The organism is Vibrio penaeicida, assembly GCF_002933855.1.
Lineage (GTDB): Bacteria > Pseudomonadota > Gammaproteobacteria > Enterobacterales > Vibrionaceae > Vibrio > Vibrio penaeicida_A.
In genome coordinates this window covers 57296-76857 of record NZ_BFAQ01000053.1, presented here as the reverse complement: position 1 = coordinate 76857, position 19562 = coordinate 57296, and the positions used below count along the sequence as shown (strand labels likewise).

Annotated in this window: 18 protein-coding genes; 6 read left to right on the top strand and 12 right to left on the bottom strand. The window is 43.5% G+C overall.

The window, feature by feature from the left end:
* The first annotated feature begins 201 nt into the window (after window positions 1–201).
* The gene (locus tag VPNCDNU1_RS25965; RefSeq protein ID WP_104403060.1) at window positions 202–507 is read left to right on the top strand and encodes a hypothetical protein; all 306 of its coding nucleotides are present in this window, start codon (window positions 202–204) and stop codon (window positions 505–507) included.
* A 140-nt stretch (window positions 508–647) separates the two neighbouring features.
* Here VPNCDNU1_RS25965 and VPNCDNU1_RS25960 read toward each other — a convergent pair whose 3' ends face one another.
* The 6 genes from VPNCDNU1_RS25960 to VPNCDNU1_RS25935 all read right to left on the bottom strand — a co-directional run bounded on the left by VPNCDNU1_RS25960 (window position 648) and on the right by VPNCDNU1_RS25935 (window position 6037).
* Window positions 648–1415 (bottom strand): aspartate/glutamate racemase family protein, encoded by a 768-nt coding sequence (locus VPNCDNU1_RS25960; RefSeq protein ID WP_104403059.1) that lies wholly within the window; start codon window positions 1413–1415, stop codon window positions 648–650.
* Between the two features lie 6 nt (window positions 1416–1421).
* Window positions 1422–2144 (bottom strand): ABC transporter ATP-binding protein, encoded by a 723-nt coding sequence (locus tag VPNCDNU1_RS25955; RefSeq protein WP_104403058.1) that lies wholly within the window; start codon window positions 2142–2144, stop codon window positions 1422–1424.
* Between the two features lie 3 nt (window positions 2145–2147).
* The gene (locus VPNCDNU1_RS25950; protein WP_104403057.1) at window positions 2148–2930 is read right to left on the bottom strand and encodes an ABC transporter ATP-binding protein; all 783 of its coding nucleotides are present in this window, start codon (window positions 2928–2930) and stop codon (window positions 2148–2150) included.
* Window positions 2930–3898, bottom strand: a complete 969-nt coding sequence (locus VPNCDNU1_RS25945) for a branched-chain amino acid ABC transporter permease (protein ID WP_104403056.1) — start codon at window positions 3896–3898, stop codon at window positions 2930–2932. The genes VPNCDNU1_RS25950 and VPNCDNU1_RS25945 overlap by 1 nt, the downstream gene beginning before the upstream one ends.
* 4 nt (window positions 3899–3902) lie before the next feature.
* A complete protein-coding gene (locus tag VPNCDNU1_RS25940) occupies window positions 3903–4772 on the bottom strand; it encodes a branched-chain amino acid ABC transporter permease (RefSeq protein WP_104403055.1) in 870 nt (289 codons plus the stop codon).
* 77 nt (window positions 4773–4849) lie between these two features.
* On the bottom strand, window positions 4850–6037 hold the full coding sequence (locus tag VPNCDNU1_RS25935; RefSeq protein ID WP_104403054.1) for an ABC transporter substrate-binding protein: 1188 nt from the start codon (window positions 6035–6037) through the stop codon (window positions 4850–4852).
* Between the two features lie 324 nt (window positions 6038–6361).
* Between VPNCDNU1_RS25935 and VPNCDNU1_RS25930 the strand changes: the two genes are divergently transcribed.
* The gene (locus VPNCDNU1_RS25930) at window positions 6362–7048 is read left to right on the top strand and encodes a GntR family transcriptional regulator (RefSeq protein WP_104403053.1); all 687 of its coding nucleotides are present in this window, start codon (window positions 6362–6364) and stop codon (window positions 7046–7048) included.
* A gap of 52 nt (window positions 7049–7100) precedes the next feature.
* On the opposite strand, the gene VPNCDNU1_RS25925 is transcribed toward VPNCDNU1_RS25930, so the two are convergent.
* The 5 genes from VPNCDNU1_RS25925 to VPNCDNU1_RS25905 all read right to left on the bottom strand — a co-directional run bounded on the left by VPNCDNU1_RS25925 (window position 7101) and on the right by VPNCDNU1_RS25905 (window position 13749).
* Window positions 7101–7868 (bottom strand): L-threonylcarbamoyladenylate synthase, encoded by a 768-nt coding sequence (locus VPNCDNU1_RS25925; protein WP_104403052.1) that lies wholly within the window; start codon window positions 7866–7868, stop codon window positions 7101–7103.
* 314 nt (window positions 7869–8182) lie between these two features.
* Window positions 8183–8830 carry a hypothetical protein gene (locus tag VPNCDNU1_RS25920; RefSeq protein WP_104403051.1) on the bottom strand — a complete coding sequence of 216 codons (648 nt, stop codon included), beginning with the start codon at window positions 8828–8830 and terminating at the stop codon, window positions 8183–8185.
* 167 nt (window positions 8831–8997) lie between these two features.
* Window positions 8998–9678, bottom strand: a complete 681-nt coding sequence (locus VPNCDNU1_RS25915) for a class I SAM-dependent methyltransferase (protein ID WP_104403050.1) — start codon at window positions 9676–9678, stop codon at window positions 8998–9000.
* Between the two features lie 220 nt (window positions 9679–9898).
* Window positions 9899–11497, bottom strand: coding sequence for an isocitrate lyase (locus VPNCDNU1_RS25910; protein WP_104403049.1), 1599 nt, complete (start codon window positions 11495–11497; stop codon window positions 9899–9901).
* An 80-nt stretch (window positions 11498–11577) separates the two neighbouring features.
* Window positions 11578–13749, bottom strand: coding sequence for a malate synthase G (locus VPNCDNU1_RS25905; RefSeq protein WP_104403048.1), 2172 nt, complete (start codon window positions 13747–13749; stop codon window positions 11578–11580).
* Between the two features lie 185 nt (window positions 13750–13934).
* Between VPNCDNU1_RS25905 and VPNCDNU1_RS25900 the strand changes: the two genes are divergently transcribed.
* Entirely contained in the window at window positions 13935–15482 is a 1548-nt protein-coding gene (locus VPNCDNU1_RS25900) for a DUF3612 domain-containing protein (RefSeq protein WP_104403047.1), read from the top strand.
* Between the two features lie 168 nt (window positions 15483–15650).
* Here VPNCDNU1_RS25900 and VPNCDNU1_RS25895 read toward each other — a convergent pair whose 3' ends face one another.
* Complete coding sequence (locus VPNCDNU1_RS25895; protein ID WP_104403046.1) at window positions 15651–17066, bottom strand: DEAD/DEAH box helicase; 1416 nt, start codon at window positions 17064–17066, stop codon at window positions 15651–15653.
* Window positions 17067–17233: 167 nt separating this feature from the next.
* Here VPNCDNU1_RS25895 and VPNCDNU1_RS25890 point away from each other — a divergent pair, with 167 nt between their 5' ends.
* From VPNCDNU1_RS25890 to VPNCDNU1_RS25880, 3 genes are all read left to right on the top strand, one after another.
* Entirely contained in the window at window positions 17234–17449 is a 216-nt protein-coding gene (locus tag VPNCDNU1_RS25890; protein WP_104403045.1) for a hypothetical protein, read from the top strand.
* Window positions 17430–17663 carry a hypothetical protein gene (locus VPNCDNU1_RS25885; protein WP_101114798.1) on the top strand — a complete coding sequence of 78 codons (234 nt, stop codon included), beginning with the start codon at window positions 17430–17432 and terminating at the stop codon, window positions 17661–17663. Before VPNCDNU1_RS25890 ends, VPNCDNU1_RS25885 begins: the two co-directional genes overlap by 20 nt.
* 361 nt (window positions 17664–18024) lie before the next feature.
* Window positions 18025–19464, top strand: a complete 1440-nt coding sequence (locus VPNCDNU1_RS25880) for a glyceraldehyde-3-phosphate dehydrogenase (protein WP_104403044.1) — start codon at window positions 18025–18027, stop codon at window positions 19462–19464.
* The last annotated feature ends 98 nt before the right edge of the window (window positions 19465–19562 follow it).

The window sequence follows — 19562 nt, the reverse complement described above, 5'->3', positions numbered from 1 at the left end:
CCTTAGTAAACAAATTTGCCTTACCAATTACGCTAATAAATTTTCCAATCTCGCGCAACAACTAATTAACAAATAAATCACAAAATCAAAATATAACCTTTAATTACAGCATTATATCTTCATTCTCATTATTGAAATTGATAGTAAATGTCATTCTAGTAGATAATAAAACCCTCAAAGTTGCCTTACCAAAGAGGATTTATGATTGAACTACGTGAATACAAAATCATTGAGGGTAATAAAGAAAAATGGTTGAAATTTATGAACGACGTGGTGTTACCACACCAAATAAAGTGCGGAATGAAGATCTTATTCCAAAGCATTCATGAAGACGAAGATAAGAACCTTTGGTTTGTTTGGGCTCGGCAATACGATTCTGAAAAACACAAAATCAAGGCGAATGAAGCGACTTATAATGAGTGGTGGATAACCGAAGTGAGACCTAAAGTTTTTACTATGATCGATAAAGACGCAGTGCGCGTCCGTTGGTTGGAAGAATTAGGTTAGCGCTAAAATACCTAAGTAAATCAGTAAAGTTACTCTTACAAGCAGGGGGCATTTTCAAGACACCAGTGCCATAAGGTTCTTCAACATGACGACGAATATCTCGCTAGCAAATAACTAGCGAGAACTGGTGGTTAATCTCATCAGTCAGTTTTATTGGATGATTGCCCCAAGTCGCCAGCATTTTCCAGCGAAGCTAATCTGTTCAATACAGTAAGCTTATGTGTAGGCTGTTGTGTATACCCACCCAGTCGACTTGTCTTTAATCCCATTTTTACAATGCTTTCGCACATTGACACTGCACAGGAAACACCATCTAACACAGGTAAACCAAACTTCTTAGACAATTCTGCTGCTAGGTCTGTCATTCCTGCACACCCTAGAACGATAGCTTCAGCTTTATCTTCAGAAATGGCTCGCTCGATTTCATTCCCCAGAATCTTAACCGGTTTTACACTATCATTTTCCAGTTCCAGAACTGGGATTTCAGAAGCGCGTACTCTCACACAACGCCTTTCCATTCCATACCGCAAAATATTGTACTCCAATGCAGGCACAGACCGCGCCAACGTAGTAACAACACTAAACTTATTGGATAGGACTGACGCAATGTGATACCCCGCTTCACCAATACCTATTACAGGTTTATCCGTAAGACATCTCGCTGCATCCAACCCGGTATCGTCAAAACAGGCGATAATCACTGCATCAAAATCATCTGCTGCCTGTATGGTTGCCAGCATTCCAGGTATTGCCATTGCTTCATCAAAAAAACCTTCAATGGATGCTGGCCCCTCAAGTGAAGATACTGCAGTTATTTCGGTATCGAGAGAGGCCGCTTTCCGTGCGGAGACACGAATTTTTTCTGTCATGCTCGCGGTAGTATTGGGGTTTACAATCAGGATTTTCATGTTGAATTATAAATCCCCGCCTAAGTATGCTGCCTTGATACGGTCATCATGGATCAGGCTCTTTGAAGGGCCTTCTAAGACGATAGAGCCTGTAGACAAAGCATAAGTCCGGTCGGATATTGACATTGCCATGCGGCTATTCTGCTCAACCAGCAACACACTGACATTCTGATCTTTTGAGATCGACACTATTGAGCGAGCAATGTCTTGCACTAGTTTCGGTGCAATCCCAAGACTGGGCTCATCAAGAAGGAGTAGATCAGGTTTTGCCATTAACGCCCGACCTATCACCATCATCTGCTGTTCACCTCCTGACAAGGTCCCTGCGTGTTGGGAAAAACGCTCTCGAAGCCTAGGAAACCGTTCAAGTACATTTTCCAGTGACTCTGCAATTTCCGATTTGTCTGAACGTGTGAATGCTCCCATAAGAAGGTTGTCTTTCACCGACATGTATGGAAAAACTCTTCGTCCCTCGGGAACCATCGCAATCCCCAGCTTTACAATCTCTGCTGCTGGTGTCCCATCTAAACGTTTATTGTTGTAATAAATCGATCCTGATTTGATTTTTGCCAAACCAGTTATGGCTCGTAAGATTGAGGACTTTCCTGCGCCGTTGGCTCCAATTAACGCAACGATCTCGCCTTTATTAAGATCAAGTGAAACACCTTTCAATGCATAAATGTGGTCGTAATAAAGCTCAACATTTTCAAATTTAAGTATTTCAGTCATTGGCTACATTCCCACCGCATCATCTTCCGAGCCCAGATAGGCCTCAATGACTTTTGGGTTGTTTTGAATTTCAAGAGGTGTTCCTTCCGCGATTTTTTCACCAAAGTTAATGACGACAACACGGTCTGAAATTTTCATTACAGCAGGCATATCGTGTTCCACCAGCAATATGGTTACTTCTCGCTCGTCACGAAGGCGCTTAACCAGCGTGACCATCCGCATGGTTTCATCATGATTCATCCCGGCAAAGGGTTCATCCAGAAGAATTATCGACGGATCTGTCGCCAAACCTATCGCCATCCCCAATGTTCTGAGGTGCCCCTGAGGTAAGTTTGATGCCATTTCATCCGCGATGGATTCAATTCCAAGAAACTCTATTAGTTTGTCCGATGATTCTTCGAATCTTGCTTCATCTTTTTTGGCGAGTTTAGTCCCGACAAAGAAACCCAACAGAGAGGACTTTGAACGCAAGTGATGAGCAACGATAATATTTTCCCTCACGGTCATTGAGCGAAAGATTGTGGTCTCCTGAAAGGTTCGTACAACACCTAACTGGGCAACGTTGTGGGGGGCTTGATTACTGATTCTCTGTCCCCGAAAAAAGACCTCTCCACTGCTTGTCTTTAGGAACGAAGAGATAAGTTTAAACAGCGTAGACTTGCCCGCCCCATTTGGTCCGATAACGGACAGAATCTCTCCTTTTCTAACCGAGAAACTCACGTTGTTTACCGCAGTGAGACCACCAAAACGTTTGGTTACCCCTCTTAGTTCTAATAATGGCAACATTAGCGTTCCCCCTTTTTATCTAAAAGGCTTAAGATGCCATTTGGCAAAACCAACATCACAACGATTAAGAGCCCTGAATAAACAAGCATCTGATACTTGCCTATGCTGAACAGCAGATCCCATCCGAAGTACAGCATCAGAGTCCCGAGCATAGGTCCGAACACATATCCAAGCCCGCCGAGAAAGCAATTGAGCATAAAGTTGATACTGTCTGCAATTTGGAAAGAAGAGGGGTAAACAGACTGAGTAATAGCGATAAAACTTGCGCCAGCAATCCCGCCAAAGAAAGACGAAATTGAATAGGTCAATACACGCAGATAAGTCGTATTCACACCAATTGAGGAAGCCAGTTCCTCATTCTGCTGGAGCGAGCGGCATAGGTGCCCAAGACGAGAGTTGACTATTCGCCACAGAACAAAAAAGGCCAAAACCATTAAAGTCACAGCCATCACGTAAAACGCAACCTTGGGTCTCTCGAAGGTATCGAACCCTGGAATCAAGGTAAAGTTAAACACTTTCAACGCTTGAGGCAGCGGAATCGAGGTAATGCCTTTTGCACCTTGCGTGATTGGTAATGCCATTGCGGTTAGTCGCATAACTTCGGTAAGAACCAGGGTCACCATCGCGAAATACACTCCGCGAAGACGCAATATAGGCAACCCTATGAATACTGATAACACGGCGCAAAACACACCTGCCAATGGCAGTGCCAGCCAAAAATTCACCTCCGCCTGAGTCACTAGGATAGCGGCAACGTAGCCACCAGCTAAAGAGTAGGCTCCCTGACCAATATTAATCCGCCCTATGTAAAAGGTTAGCCAGACACCAGCAGATGAAATTGAAAGTAGCGCAACAGACGTCAACGTGTAGTAAAAATCTGTGCGACCTGTTATCTCGATAATGAAGGGAATCACCAGATAGGTAGATACCAGAAAGGCTGCAACCCAACTTATTGTTTTCTTATTCATTTTATTACCCCCATGGTTTTCCCATCAGCCCGTGAGGGCGAATGACCAAAAAGAGCATCAAAGAGGCAAATATAACCAGATACGTGATATCGCCATATTGGGATAAAACAGACAAACCGACACTCTCCATCATACCCAAAATAAAACCGCCGACTATGGCTCCCGGAATGACCCCGGCTCCACCAATCATGATCATAATGAATGCTTTGGTTGAGGTGGGTCCTCCCATACCTAGATTGATGCCAGTTATGGTCACAAGTAGCCCCCCTACAACACCCGCAAGCATCGCTCCTAACGCAAAACCAATCATCTGATAGCGGTCTACATCTACCCCCATCAAAGTTGCAGCTACCTTATCTTGAGCCAGTGCTCTCATTGCTCGTCCAGACTTTGAATGCTGCATAACGAGAATGAAGACTACGATCATTGCGATAGCCAATAATCCGATGAATATACGGTCGTAAGGCATGATGATGCGAAAATCCCAATTGAAAACACCATCGATGATTTTCGGAACACCGCGTTGCTTCTCGCCAAACACCAACAAGATAACGGCATCCAGAAAGAAGCCAATTGCTGCCGCCAATAGCATGGTACTTTCATCTCTTTTGGTTTTTTTGATTACCGGACGAAAAAGAAACCGTTCCACCGCAGCACCCACAACAGCCAAGACGATGGCTGAAACCAGTAGTGCAATAATGAAAGGAAAGCCAAATTGAGAGACGAAAGTGTAGGTAACGAATCCGCCCAACACATACATCTGTCCATGGGCAAAATTAAGAACATTCATCAATGAAAAGATGAGAGTCAGACCCAACGCAATCAGTGCGTATTGCGCGCCAAGGTACAGCCCGTTGGCGATAATTTGTTCCATAAGTAATCCCTAACTAAAGAACAGTGGCCCCATGGCGACACACTTTGTGCGTCGCCATGGGGTGGTGAGTGCGGCTTCTAGTCAACCTTTGCAACGAACAAGGTCTTAAACTCGCTATCCTGATACACATTCACAACCAGTGGCACCGATATTTGACGCTTCTGACCGAAAGATGTTTTACCAACGTAACTAAGCTTAGATTCGCCTTTGATATAAGGATTAGACGCTTCAAACGAATCCATTGTCTGCTTGAACTCGTCCACGTTTGTGATAGCCGAAGGGTTGGACTTCAGCGTCTCTAGGATGTATTCCAATGCGTACACTTTCGTATTTGACTCGTCGTTGTACTCACCGTATTTGCTGGTATAACGCTTAACAAATTCACGCATAGCGTCTGAAGCAAGCTCTGGTGTTGATGCTCCCCCGACAGAAATAAATCCGTTAGCTAATTCGCCAGCCCCTTCCCTAAGTACGCTTGCATCCTGTGCAGTTTCAGTAGATATCAATCCACTGTAGCCCAGCTCACGAGCAGAACGAATTAGCTGAGGTGCGCTAGCCGGGGATACCCCTGATAAAACAAGCAGATCAGGTTTAGACTTAATAACCGGAAGTAGAACAGGAGTGAAGTCCGTGGTATCTACCTGATAAGTAACATTACCCGATACCACCTTCAGACCAAGTGCTTCAGCCGCAACGATACCGCTGTCTCTTTGGCTCAAAGGATCCGACTCGTTAGCCGCAACAAAAGCAACATTTTTAATACCTTTGTTTTCGATGAGATACTTGTAGATAGCAGGACCAGATTGGTAGTTTGCAACCATTCCCAATACCGCATTAGAAGCTGGAGCTTGATAGAGGCTCTTCGGGAACGCATAAGGGAAATACATGATACCTTTTTGCTCAGCCACTGGTCTTACTGCAGCAGCACCGTCGTCTACATTAGGACCTACCACATAATGAATGCCCTCTTGCGCCATCTTTTCCATACCAGCGACAGCGCGCTTAGGGTCTTTTCGGTCGTCAAAAGCAACAATTTCAATGTCGTATGTTATGTCTCCGATGGTGTAACCACCAGTTTCGTTGATCCACTCTGCACGCGTTTCCATTGATCGTTGATTAGAGATACCCCAAGCGGCTGCAGGGCCAGAAGTCACACCTACAAAACCGATTTTCAGCACTGGGTTTGCAGCATAAGTCGCTGTCGATATCACAGCACTCATTGCACTAGCAATTATGCCGGCTTTAAGAAAACCACATGTTTTCATTTCAATTACTCCTTTTCTTTTATGTGCAACTGAATTTGGTCTCCAACCAAAAATTAACAATCTGTACCAGTGCACGATTATTGTTAACAATGAAAAGTCACATTGTTAACAATCCTGTTATCAATAAAGCAAATTAAGTACCACTTTTTCACCTCATAAAAAGCCCAACCAATACAATAAGATAAAAAAGAAACCTATATTTTTTATTCTGTTGCATATAAATTGATTGGTCTAAATGTGTGCAAAAACCATTGAAAACTGCACTTGTTTGGACATACTGTTTAGAAATTGAGTGGGACTTTTAAACGGAGTAACTTCTTTAATATGAAAGCGACAACCGCTAAAGATATGGCTGAAGAAGAAGCAATCGTCGATCAGATATATGAAGCAATCATTGACCAACGCTTAACCCCAGGAACCAAACTCTCTGAGTCTGAATTGGGTAAAGCATTTAAAGTAAGTCGGATGCGTGCCAGACGCGCAATTTTTATGTTGGCTGACAGAGGTCTTATCAACCGCCAGCCCAATAAAGGCGCCTTTGTTGCTAGTCCGTCCGAAAAACAAGCTCGTGATATCTTTGACATGAGGCTCCTGATAGAGCCGTCTATTGCACGACTCGCCTCGGAAAGAGCGAAGCCCAAAGATTTACGGCTACTGGAAAAACATTTAAAAAAGGAATCCGCCGCACGTGCGGCTGATAACCGTCGTGATTCGATAAAACTTTCAGGGCAATTCCATACCCTTTTAGCTCAAGTTGTCGACAACGAAGTGATGTTACAGGTTGTCAGAGACCTGATTACACAATCATCTTTAATTATCGGTATCTTTGATTCGGTTGGGGCAAGCGCGTGCAGAGAGGAAGAGCATGCAGAGTTGGTAGAGGCGATACGCACAAAGAATGGCGAGCTTGCTCATAACCTGATGTTAGAACACATCCATCACATAAGGGACAATATTGATTTCGATAGTAAAGCAAAACAAAGTACAGATATCGTGAGCTTGTTTTCTTAGTTAGCCGGAACAAATTCCCGATAAAGTGTTCCGGCTATTTGATTTGCTTAAATTAGTAGTACTCACCGTGGCGGAAGTCCCACGATTGGAAGCTGTCTGACAAATTAATCAGAATTTGTTCCGTATCCAAGCCTTTTCGAATCAGTATTGGTGCAGGCGTAATGGATCTTTCGTCGCCTTGCTCAGGGATCAGGATGCCGTCGCTGTCGACCATAGCAACCATCACGCCCTGCTCGTAACGGGTTTCGACAGTCTTATCTGATTGAATAGAATTGACATAATCATTGGCTTCAATGATCAAATCGGCAGCTTCTTCGATGCGTTCACCTATGTATTCAACTTGACCACGGTTCCCTTTACCAGACGGATTTGCTGAACTTGCAAAGGTTAGAATGCGTTTTTCCCAGTTGTGGGCAACGATCTGCTCGGAAGGTGTGCCAAACTTCACGACGAAACAACTTGTATTTCGGTGGTCTGTTACCAGTTTTCTGACTTCTGGATCGAGTTTCTCAATCGCTTCCTTTTTCCATGGAACAATACAGCCCATCAAAACATCTTGATCCCAGTGAAGTTGATAGAAAGACTCGACTTCTTTGTTAAGCTCCGCTAATTCCTTTAGTTGCTCCATCGAACCACAAAGTACAACAGCGGGTTTGTTTAATTTGCGTTGCTTAGCGTCGAATTTTCTTTTCAGCCCCTCTTCATTTGCAGCCATAATGATGTAACCAACTTTTGTTGGGCTAACTATCATCTTACCTTCTTCTAAAGACTTAGCCGCACCTTCAATAAGGCTTCCATCCCATTTCACTCTTTCAGTCATAGTTTCATCCAATAACAATATCCATATAAACTTAAATGATAATAATTATCATTACCAATACGTCACAAACTAATGGAATGCATTGACTAAATCAACACTTGTTTTCTTTATGTTCAAAAAGAACAAAACGCCAACCCTGTACAGAGTTGGCGCTTCTTTGATAGCGCTACTTATCATCGGTGTTGTTCATTTGGTGTAAACCGAAGAACTTCCTTAAATTTAGGAAGAGATTACTGGGCGTTTACCCAAGACCGAATCTTGAGCCTGCAGTATCGAGTAAAACCACCTGTTATTGAGCTGAACTCAATTCATATTTATTGGCTTTTACTACCAGAAAGCATCGCCACCCCCAACCAAGAAAACCACACTATTTGAGTGATGCCGAAAATGGCTGTGAGCACTTCAGCGGGATAAATCGTCAGAATACCAACAATGCCAACGAAAAAGCCCAAGTAGTTAAAAGCTTTAGAAAATTCATTGCATCTATAGGCAGCGATGCTTAACAATAAAACCCATAAGCCTCCAACAACCTCGTTTCCACCACCGATACCTTCAACTATGGTGGAGATAATAGACCAAACTAAAATCGCTTGTTCTGAATTCGTTGTTGATAACTCAAGGGCAGCAGCTAAACCTATATTTGAAATCATTCCGCTGGCAATGACCAAACCCACCCATATCACCCCATAAATGGAAGCCACTTTCGATAGATTTGGAGCATTGATTTTCAAACGCTCGTGAACTGCCAGTACGAGCACAGCCAAAAGAATACCAAACAGCACATACATAACGAGGTTTACAACGGAAAAAACGGTTTGATTTTCAGAGAGAAAAGCCAATTTTCTCATTGAGTTGGCATCTACAGGAAAATCCCAATAAACGCCAAAAAATACGAAGGCTGATACATAAATAACAGCCTCAGATAATGCCGCAATTCCACCTATCTTTTGTAAGTGACTCATTATTTTATCCTTTATCGGGATCAGTGTGATTAGGATAAAATAGTAGCTGATAGTCGATTAATTACACGCTAAAAGGGAATGAATGACATTAGTTCAATACCCAGAGGCGGTGCATACGTGAGATAAAGAAAGCGCCAAATATTAACTATTAACGCCATATTCGTTTGTTACGCACTTTTACATGCCGCCCACGAACCATACAGACCAGACCTAAAAGGCATAAGAATTTTTTCGAAACCTGCATGTTGGATAAACCCAGTAATCACTTCTTCATTGCGCAGGCATATTTCTGTTTTAATTTTTAAAAGCATACCATCAGCCATTTCTGAATCGATACCTGACATGACTAAGTTGTTGTACCATAAGTCCATTAATGCATCTCGATCCTGCCCTGTTCCAATATGGAGATCTGCACTATAGAGCAAGCCTCCAGGTTTAAGGAAAGCTGCAATATCCTGAAAAAACCTCTGCACTTTAAAGTCTAGGCTAAGGTGTTGAGACACTAAGATAGCTGTTGCGGCATCAAACTTGAGTGGCGACGAAAATTCGTCAAGCGTTGAATTGTATAGTTTAATGCGTCCAGACAACCCTTCGTCTACTAACCGCTTCCTACAAAGTTCGAGCATTGGCTCAGCGGGGTCAATTGCCACAAACGAAGCCAAAGGCAAAGCTTTCGCTAATGTAATCAACTCTTCACCGGTACCACAACCGATGACAAGTATTTTTGCGCCGTTAGTCAGATTTCTAAAGTACGCGGTACACAAGCGATAAAGCCCTTCGCGTCCAGCGATTGAAATTGTTGCTAACCGATTGTAATTTTCAGCCCATTGTTCGTCGTAAATTTCCATAAAACCCCTATCGCTGTTTAACGCTTCACTAAATGGCGTTGAAGACCAACTTTACCAAACGAGCACTATTCCAAACCAAAAGTCCCGAAGAGTGATATTCAATCGAATCGTACATAAAGACAGTATTAATACCCCCTAAAAGACCAAAATATCTGCACAATAAAAAACAAAAAAACGCCAACCTTTTAAAAGGTTGGCGTTTCCTAATTAATCCGCTTTTTTACGCGAATTGATTCATGGTGTTGTTTTCACCAGAGGCTTTCAGCGCTTGCTCTCCAGAGAAGTACTCTTTGTGATCGTCCCCGATGTTAGAACCCGACATGTCTTGGTGTTTAACCGATGCCAACCCTTGACGGATTTCTTTACGCTGTACTTCTTTCACGTAAGCCAACATCCCTTTCTCACCAAAGTAGTCCTTCGCTAGGTTGTCGGTAGACAATGCCGCTGTGTGGTAAGTCGGCAACGTAATCAAGTGGTGGAAAATACCCGCTTCTCTTGCAGCGTCTCGTTGGAAGCTTTGGATTTTTTCATCCGCAGATACTGCGAGTTCTGAGTCGTCGTATACACTGCTCATCAATTTTTCACGTTCGTAGCTAGACACGTCTTTACCTTCTGCTGCCCACGCATCAAATACTTGCTGGCGGAAGTTCAATGTCCAGTTGAATGATGGGCTGTTGTTGTATACCAACTTCGCATTTGGAATCACTTCACGGATGCGATTTACCATACCCGCAATTTGCTGAACGTGTGGTTTCTCGGTTTCAATCCAAAGCAGGTCAGCACCATTTTGAAGAGAGGTAATGCAATCCAATACCACACGGTCTTCACCCGTATTGGGTTTGAAACGAACCAAACCATTTGGTAGACGAGTCGGCTTAATGTACTTATCGCCCTGCTTCAATACCATGTCGCCACTGTCTAAATCAGTGAGTGAGCTGATTTCTTCCCCATCGATGAACTCATTGTATTGGTCCGCCAAATCGCCCGTGGTTTGCGATACTGGGATTTTCTGAGTAAGACCAGCACCTAATGAATCCGTACGCGCCACAATCACGCCGTCGTCGACACCCAGCTCCAAGAATGCGTAGCGAACAGCATTGATCTTCGCTAGGAAGTCTTCATGCGGAACCGTTACTTTGCCATCTTGGTGACCACACTGCTTCGCATCCGATACTTGGTTTTCAATTTGGATACAGCACGCACCTGCCTCAATCATTTTTTTCGCCAGTAAGTACGTTGCTTCTTCGTTACCAAAGCCGGCATCGATGTCAGCTACGATTGGTACGATGTGGGTTTCAAAATTATCGATTTGATTTTGAACCGCTTGCGCTTTCACTGTATCACCGGAGTTACGCGTACCATCTAATTCTTTGTATAGGTGGTTAAGCTCGCGAGCATCCGCTTGTTTTAAGAAGGTGTACAGCTCTTCAATTAGCATCGGGACTGTGGTTTTTTCGTGCATCGACTGATCGGGTAGAGGTCCGAACTCAGAACGAAGCGCTGCGACCATCCAGCCAGAAAGGTATAGGTAACGACCACGAGTGGTTTCAAAATGCTTTTTAATGGAAATCATTTTCTGCTGGCCGACAAACCCGTGCCAACAACCGAGAGACTGCGTGTAATTCTCGCTATTGTTATCATACGCTTCCATATCTTCACGCATGATTTTTGCTGTATAGCGAGCAATGTCTAAACCGGATTGAAATCGGTTTTGAAGACGCATACGTGCCACATATTCAGGGTTAATTGCCGCCCAAGTTTGTCCTTGCTGCTGGATAAGTTCGTCTGCCTTTTGGGTTTCCGTTCTGTAATTTTCCATGGTATCTCTCTTTTAATATTTTATTGTGTTCACGTTATTGGATGTTTCTAATCATTTTCTTGAATATACAACTGCTTAATTCATTGGTACTTTGCTTGCTTTCGGTATTCATGAAGTAGCGGTTCTGTGTAGCCACTCGGCTGCGCTGCTCCTTTAAATATCAATGCTCTGGCAGCTTGATACGCGGTGCTCGATTCAATGTCTGGCGTCATTGGTTTGTAGCCACTTTCGCCCACGTTTTGGTCGTCCACCACTTTTGCCATTCGCGCTAAGATGCTCTCAACCTGTTCTTTTTTGCACACTTTATGTGCTAGCCAGTTCGCAATGTGTTGGCTGGAAATACGTAGTGTTGCTCTGTCTTCCATCAAGCCTACATTGTTGATGTCTGGCACTTTCGAACACCCCACTCCCATTTCTACCCAACGAACCACGTAACCAAGGATCCCTTGAATGTTGTTTTCCAACTCTTGTTCAATATCCTTTGCAGTTAGGTTGGTTTCTTGCGGCATTAAGGCAATTTTCAGCATGTTGTTTTTGAGTGAACCTGCGTCTATTTCTAATGCTTTTTGGCATTCAAAAACGTTCACTCGGTGATAATGCAATGCATGCAAAGTGGCCGCTGTTGGTGACGGCACCCAAGCTGTGGTTGCCCCTGATAATGGGTGGGCCACTTTTTGTTTCATCATCTCTGCCATTTCATCTGGCATTGCCCACATTCCCTTACCAATTTGAGCTTTTCCAGAGAAACCGCAGGCAAGACCAACCGCGACATTGTTTTGCTCATAAGCAGCAATCCATGGCTGATTTTTGATCTCACCTTTTGGAAGAAAGGGACCGGCTTCCATACTGGTATGAATTTCGTCACCAGTTCGGTCCAAAAATCCCGTGTTGATGAACACCACTCTGTTTTTCGCTTGGCGAATGCACTCTTTAAGGTTTAATGAAGTGCGGCGTTCTTCGTCCATAATCCCGATTTTTAAAGTATTGGGAGCGAGACCTAACATGGACTCAACACGGCTAAACAGTTCACAGGAAAACGCAACCTCTTCAGGTCCGTGCATCTTGGGCTTCACTATGTAGATACTTCCTGTTCTGCTGTTCGAGACGCGACATGCGCTTGAATTCTTGATGGCAATACTGCCAATGAGAGACGTCACGATGGCATCCATGATGCCTTCCGGCACCTCGTTTCCTTCTTGGTCTGTCATTAAGTCGATACCCATAAGGTGACCAACGTTTCGAATCATAAGAAGCGAACGACCATGTAGGGTGTAGTCGTCGCCATTTCGTCCGGTGTACACTTTATCGTCACTTAACTTACGCGTTAGAGTTTTGCCATTTTTGGTAAACTCAGACTTAAGTGACCCCGTAACCAAGCCTAACCAATTGGTGTAAGCTTCTACTTTGTCGTCGCCGTCGACAGCGGCTATGGAATCTTCAAAGTCCATAATGGTCGACATTGCCGATTCAATTTGAATGTCATCAATGCCTGCTAAGTCTTGGCTACCGATGGTTCCGCAGCTGTTGATGATCATTTCGATATAGAGGCCGTTGTTTCTTAAAATGATTGATGTGGGTTCTCGATCGAGATCGCTTGCTGCGACAAATTGACCTGGGTGCTTCAAACCTGCCTGAGTACCATCAGGGAAAAAGGCCAGCAGGTTTTTGAAGTAAACGGTGTAACTTTCGACGTCGTGGTGCGAACCTTCGTTAAGAGGGAAAACTTCGTCCAAAAAGTCTTTCGCAAACGCAATCACTTTTTTGCCACGTGCTTGATTGTATTTTTTACCTACGTTCATACCCGCACCGTTTTGGCTAATCACATCGGTGCCATAAAGCGCATCGTACAAACTTCCCCATCTCGCGTTAGCAGCATTCAAAGCAAATCGAGCGTTACGAATCGGAACAACCAGTTGTGGTCCTGCAATTGAAGCGATTTCTTCATCTACATTTCGTGTTTCAATTTGAAAGTCCGGTCCCTCTTCCTCTAAGTAGCCAATTTCTTCTAAAAACGATTGATATTGGTTTTGAGAGAAGGAGCGATTTTCACGGTGAAATTGGTCAATCTGAGTTTGCAATTTATGTCTCTTCGCCAGTAAAGCTTGATTACGAGGCGTAAGATCGCTGACTAAACGTGCCACGTTTTCCCAAAACTCGTTGGGTTCCAAATCGGTTAATGGCAGTACTTCCTGATTGATGAACTCATAGAAGCCTTGATGAAAATGACATTCCTTTGTTTTCGGTAGACTCATCGCTTCATTCCTCGTGAAATTCTTGGTCTGTATATTCATTTATTCCCTTAGGGAAAGTGTTGATTAAGTGAGCAGCTTCTCCTTTTGAATCATTTCTGCTCGCTTATTGTTCGCTACACATTCACTTTAACTAAATATTTACTAAAATTTCACAAAGAAAATTTCACAATGTAAATTTTACAACTATGAAAAATACAAAAAGTCTATTTAGACAATCCCATTTTTTGGGCACAAAAATCCGTAACCTACGGAAAAGAAACAATTTAACGCTGGAAGATCTGTCGTCACGCTGTGTAAAACTGGACCCTGAATCCGCCCCTTCTGTCTCGTATTTGTCGATGATAGAGCGAGGAAAACGGGTGCCGAGTGAAGATATGCTGGAAGTAATTGCGTCAGTTTTTCAGAAAAATGTGCAATGGTTTCTGGATGATGCGCACGATCAGAAAGAGATCGTGCCAGAGAAAGGAAGCCGTGGTGGTATTCGGGGAATGGCGCTGGAGCCCAGTTTTCTTTTCTCGAATGAGATTCTACAAATCGCTATTCCTGAAATGCTCTCTCAGACCGGAACAACAGGTCGGCAGTTTGCGCATCTGCTCATACGTGCTCACCAAGAGCATCACCAAAACCACTTCCCTGATCTGGAACGTGCAGCAGAAGAAATCGGTAAAAAGCGAATGCCACTGAGTGTGGAAGATTTGCTCGAAATCTGTGAAAACGTCGGTTTGAAGATCAAATGGTTTGAAAAATCCACGCAAAGCAGTGTGAGCTCTAATGGCATAGAAGTTCATCGTGTTCTTCGCTCTTACTTTGAAGCGCCAGCTACCTTACATTTGAATAAGTCTTTGAAAAAAGATTCTATTCGCCTTAAATACGATTTAGCGGTCAACATAGGGCATATGGTTCTGCATGATGGAGATGGTGAGAAAAGTATGGTCGTTGCCGACAGCAACCCAAGCTATGAGGTTCGTGATGAATCTAAGTCTGGCGGATCGGTTGAGTTGGATTCCACCAAGATCCTCCATGCTTGGCGAGATTTCGAGTGCTCTTTCTTTGCTGGTGCTCTACTCTGCCCACGGGTTCCTTTCCGTCAGTTACTCGATAGAAACGGCTATGAGATCGACGTTTGTAAACAAGCTGGCGTGTCTGAGTCAATAGCAATGCGGCGTATGACAGCGGTTTCTCCCTACCCACACTGGCATTACTTCGATGCGTATAATCCCGGTAAACTCAAAGCGGTCTATCGCGGGAATGGCATTCCCCTGCCATGGGGAAATATGCGGATGGTGGAAGATCCCTGTCAGCACTGGTCGGTATTTCGAATGGTGTCGAATGATGACAAGCTGAATGACAATAAAACCGTTGCGCAAATTTCCATTCTTTACCAGAACGACGTCCCACACATTTACTGCTGTGAGTCGAAGAAAGTCATGGATTTAGCGGGGAATCCACACGTTTTGTGTACGGGTGTGGATCTCAACCCTGCAATTGATGCACAAGGGCATGATTCTGTTGCCGTCGCTAACCTCTTAAAAGACGCATGCGTTCAAAATGGTGGTACGGCGATCATTCCGCTTAAAGTTCGAAAATTGCTAATGACTGTGGCAAGGATCCTTAACATCAACTGGGTAGAACGTGGAATAGATAATCGAGCTCGCTTGATTTGTTCACGCGGTGCTGTATGCCCACGTGTTCCAAAGTGCTATTCCGATTTGGAGCCAGTTTCAGGAGCCTAAGCTAATCATTTCAAAAGGCTCAATGTTTCAGAAGCTCTATGTTTCATGAAGCTAGAAACGAAAAAAAGCGCCATTCAACTTGGCGCTTTTCTTTTATCTCAAAGACCAAATACAGTCTTATAAACTTTTATGTTTGTTGGGCTCTGACAACCGCAAGCTTTGTAAATACTAGGCTTTGTTAACGCTAGGCTTAGGCTTGCGTCTGCGCTGAGGTTTTCTTGCTGGCTTCTCAGATGTGCCTTTGTTCTCATTCGAATTGCGATTACTTCTTCCTTGCCTAGGCTTTTGTTCGTCAGAATTAAAACGTCTTTTCTGATTACCTTGCTTCTGGTTCTTGTTGGAAGAATTAGAGTTGGATTTACCTTCTTCATTCTGCCCACCAAAGCTTTTGTTTTTCTTTGGCTTCTTCGGCTTGATCGGGCGAGTATCCAGTTTAGAAGCAGGAAGTGGATGAACAGGTACATAGCCTTCTAGCGTTTCTCGCGGGATCAGCTTTTGGATTAAGCGTTCAATGGCAAACAGCTCTTTGGCTTCATCGGCACAAACCAGTGAATACGCTTTACCCGACTCACCTGCACGACCAGTACGGCCAATTCGGTGTACGTAATCTTCAGGAACATGAGGTAAATCGAAATTTACAACTTGTGGCAGTTGAGGAATATCCAAGCCACGTGCAGCAATATCCGTTGCGACAAGTACTTTTATCTGACCTGTTTTGAAATGCTCCAAAGCTTTGATACGAGCACCTTGGCTTTTATTACCATGAATAGCCGAGGAAGAGATTTTCTCTGCTTCTAGAAAACGACTGAGCCTATTCGCACCGTGTTTTGTTTTCGAAAACACAAGTACCTGCTTCCAATCGTTATCTTTAATCAACTGAGCAAGAACTGATGGCTTCTTCTTTTTGTCTACGGAGTACAGGTACTGTTCTACCGTCTTGGCTGTCGCATTAGGAGGGCTGACAGAAATTTGTTCAGGGTTCTTGACTAAACCTTTTGCTAACTGACGAATGTCGTCAGAAAACGTCGCCGAAAACAGTAAGTTCTGGCGCTGAGTAGGCAGGAAGGACAAGATTTTTTTGATGTCTCGAATAAAGCCCATATCCAGCATACGGTCGGCTTCATCTAAAACCAACACTTCCAACTGAGAGAACTTAACCGCATTTTGTTGATAAAGATCCAACAACCTTCCCGGTGTTGCCACCAAAACATCGGAACCTTTACGCAACTTCATCATTTGAGGATTAATTTTCACACCACCAAAAACAACATTGGAGGTTAAAGGCAGGTATTTACCGTATTTTACGACGCTACCATTTACCTGCGCAGCCAACTCACGAGTCGGAGTCAACACAAGTGCACGTACATTGTTTGCTTTAACTTTAGGTCCTTTTGCAAGGCGCTCTAGGATTGGAAGTGTGAAACCAGCAGTTTTTCCCGTTCCCGTTTGGGCAGCAGCCATAACATCTTTTCCTTTGATGACTGCTGGTATCGCTTTAGCTTGAATTGGTGAGGGAGTTTCGTACCCCTGCTCTTCAATCGCTTTCATGATTTCAGCAGATAAACCCAAAGAGGAAAAACTCATATTAAACATCTCATTTTATGAAGTAGCGCACAGGCGCTAAAAAGGGCGCCATTCTCCTTGTTTTCAACGGGTAAAGCAACTAACGATTGTATGAATCATACATTCATCTTCTATTCATAGACCTTTCCTTAATATGAACTTACTCATTAAAGAAGATAAGGAACACCATGAAACGAATTTTACTATCAATCACATCAGTTATTGTTGGGCTTGTTACGTTGTTTACTGGTCTTTTCATGGCGGTATTCATCGGCATTGCAGCATTAATTATGGGAAAAAGATTAGAGCGTAAAATGAACAAAGAAGGCTTTCATACATACGATTCAGGTACTCGCCGCAGCGCCACTATAGAAGGAGATTACGATGACATTACAAGTAAGTAAAAGAGAGCGCATTAAGCAAGCTTTAAGAAAGCGTAGCGTGTTTGCTTTTTATTTGGCAGCGTTTGCGACAGCTTTGGTATTAACTTACCCTGAAGCAGATCACAAAAAACAAGATCCTAATATGGCAACACAGCAACAAATCCAGCTTCAACCCGTAAATTTTGAGTTCGACGAATTCATTGCCCGCAATGAAGGTCAGATTTTCTCCATCTAAGGCGGCAAGGCGTAATTGCCGCTAATTAGATCACACTTTTCTATGTAATTAACACCAAAATATCTCACCTTCCGTGATGCCAAACGTTTACGTCGCGAATTAAGCGAATCATAAGTAAACAAATTGTTTCAAAATCCACTCATAGCATTTGTCTTTTTAGGTGTTTTAAACCATTAAGTATCAATTATAACGTGCTTAGCACCACCATTAATTTTACTAGCAGAATAAGCATCTCAACTTTACAATCCTCACGCATAAATATAACAAACACCCTACATAAAAATATTATCCCTAACCCAGCTTATGATTGAGCCGTGAGGCTGTATCTAAGCTATAAAACGTGAAAAGGTCTAAAGTAAAGATGAGTCCAGAAAAACACCTTCTAGACTGGCAAACAAGCCAAACCAATGCTGAATCCATATTCCCTATTCTTGGTCAGCTTTACCGACAAAAAGGCGTAGAAGTTTTGCTTTTTGGTCGTCCTCTCGTTAACGCATCGACTATTGATATTGTTAAAGCACACCGACTCGCTCGACGTTACGTCGGTAACGACCTTTCTCCATCGCAAACTCTACCTGTTTTGCAGCGTCTAAACGAAATGTCACTATCACCTTGCCGTATTGACGTTGGGCAACTTGCCCATGGTTACTGGCAAAACAATGAAGATGAAACGAATCTACGTGATTACTTATCTACAGCTCTCGTCGAGCCATTAAATGGCGAACCAATGACTGAGCCTCGCGATGTCGTACTTTATGGCTTTGGTCGTATTGGTCGACTACTTACGCGACTTCTGGTTGAGAAAAGTGGTCCTGGATACCCTTTGCGGCTTCGTGCTGTTGTTGTACGTGGTGGTAAAAAAGGTGATCTTGAGAAGCGTGCTAGCTTGCTTCGCCGTGATTCAGTTCACGGTCAGTTTAATGGCAGCATCATTATTGATGAAGAGCGCAAAGCCATCATCGCCAATGGTAATTATATCCAGTTCATCTATGCAAACAGCCCCGCAGAAGTAGATTACAGTAAATATGGCATTCAAGATTCTTTGGTTGTTGATAACACTGGCGTTTGGCGTGATACCGAAGGGCTTGGTCAACACGCGTCATGCAACGGTGCATCAAAAGTACTGCTGACTGCGCCTGGTAAAGGCGATATTAAGAACATCGTGTTTGGTGTTAACGAAAACATGATCTTGCCAGAAGACACCATTGTTTCTGCGGCAAGTTGCACGACTAACGCCATTACACCAGTTTTAAAAGCCATTAACGACAAATATGGTGTCCACTCTGGTCATATTGAAACTGTCCATTCTTATACGAATGATCAAAACCTCATTGATAATTTCCACAACGGTGAACGTCGCGGTCGAAGTGCTTCACTGAATATGGTTCTTACGTCAACTGGCGCTGCAAGTGCTGTGGCAAAAGCACTCCCTGAGCTAGCCGGGAAACTTTCAGGTAACTCTATTCGAGTCCCAACGCCAAACGTTTCAATGGCCGTTGCTAATTTGAACTTGGAATCGGAAGTCGACAAAGAATCGCTGAACCAATACCTCCGTGATATGGCACTGAATTCCGCTCTGGCTGGACAGATTGATTACACGGAGTCAACCGAAGTGGTGTCTACCGATATTGTAGGGTCGCGTCACCCAAGTGTTGTTGATGGTGCAGCAACGATCGCTCAAGATAACCGCTGCGTACTTTACATTTGGTACGACAACGAATTTGGCTATAGTTGCCAAGTTGTTCACTGTATGGAACAAATGATGGGTGTGCATTACAAAACCTACCCGAGTATTTCGTAACTTTTGGAATCTGCCTGCATAGCGCTGGTCTGTATAGAGTAGCGCTTTGATTATAGAGTTGCGCTGTGTTTGGCTAATCATATTATTTCAATAATAGT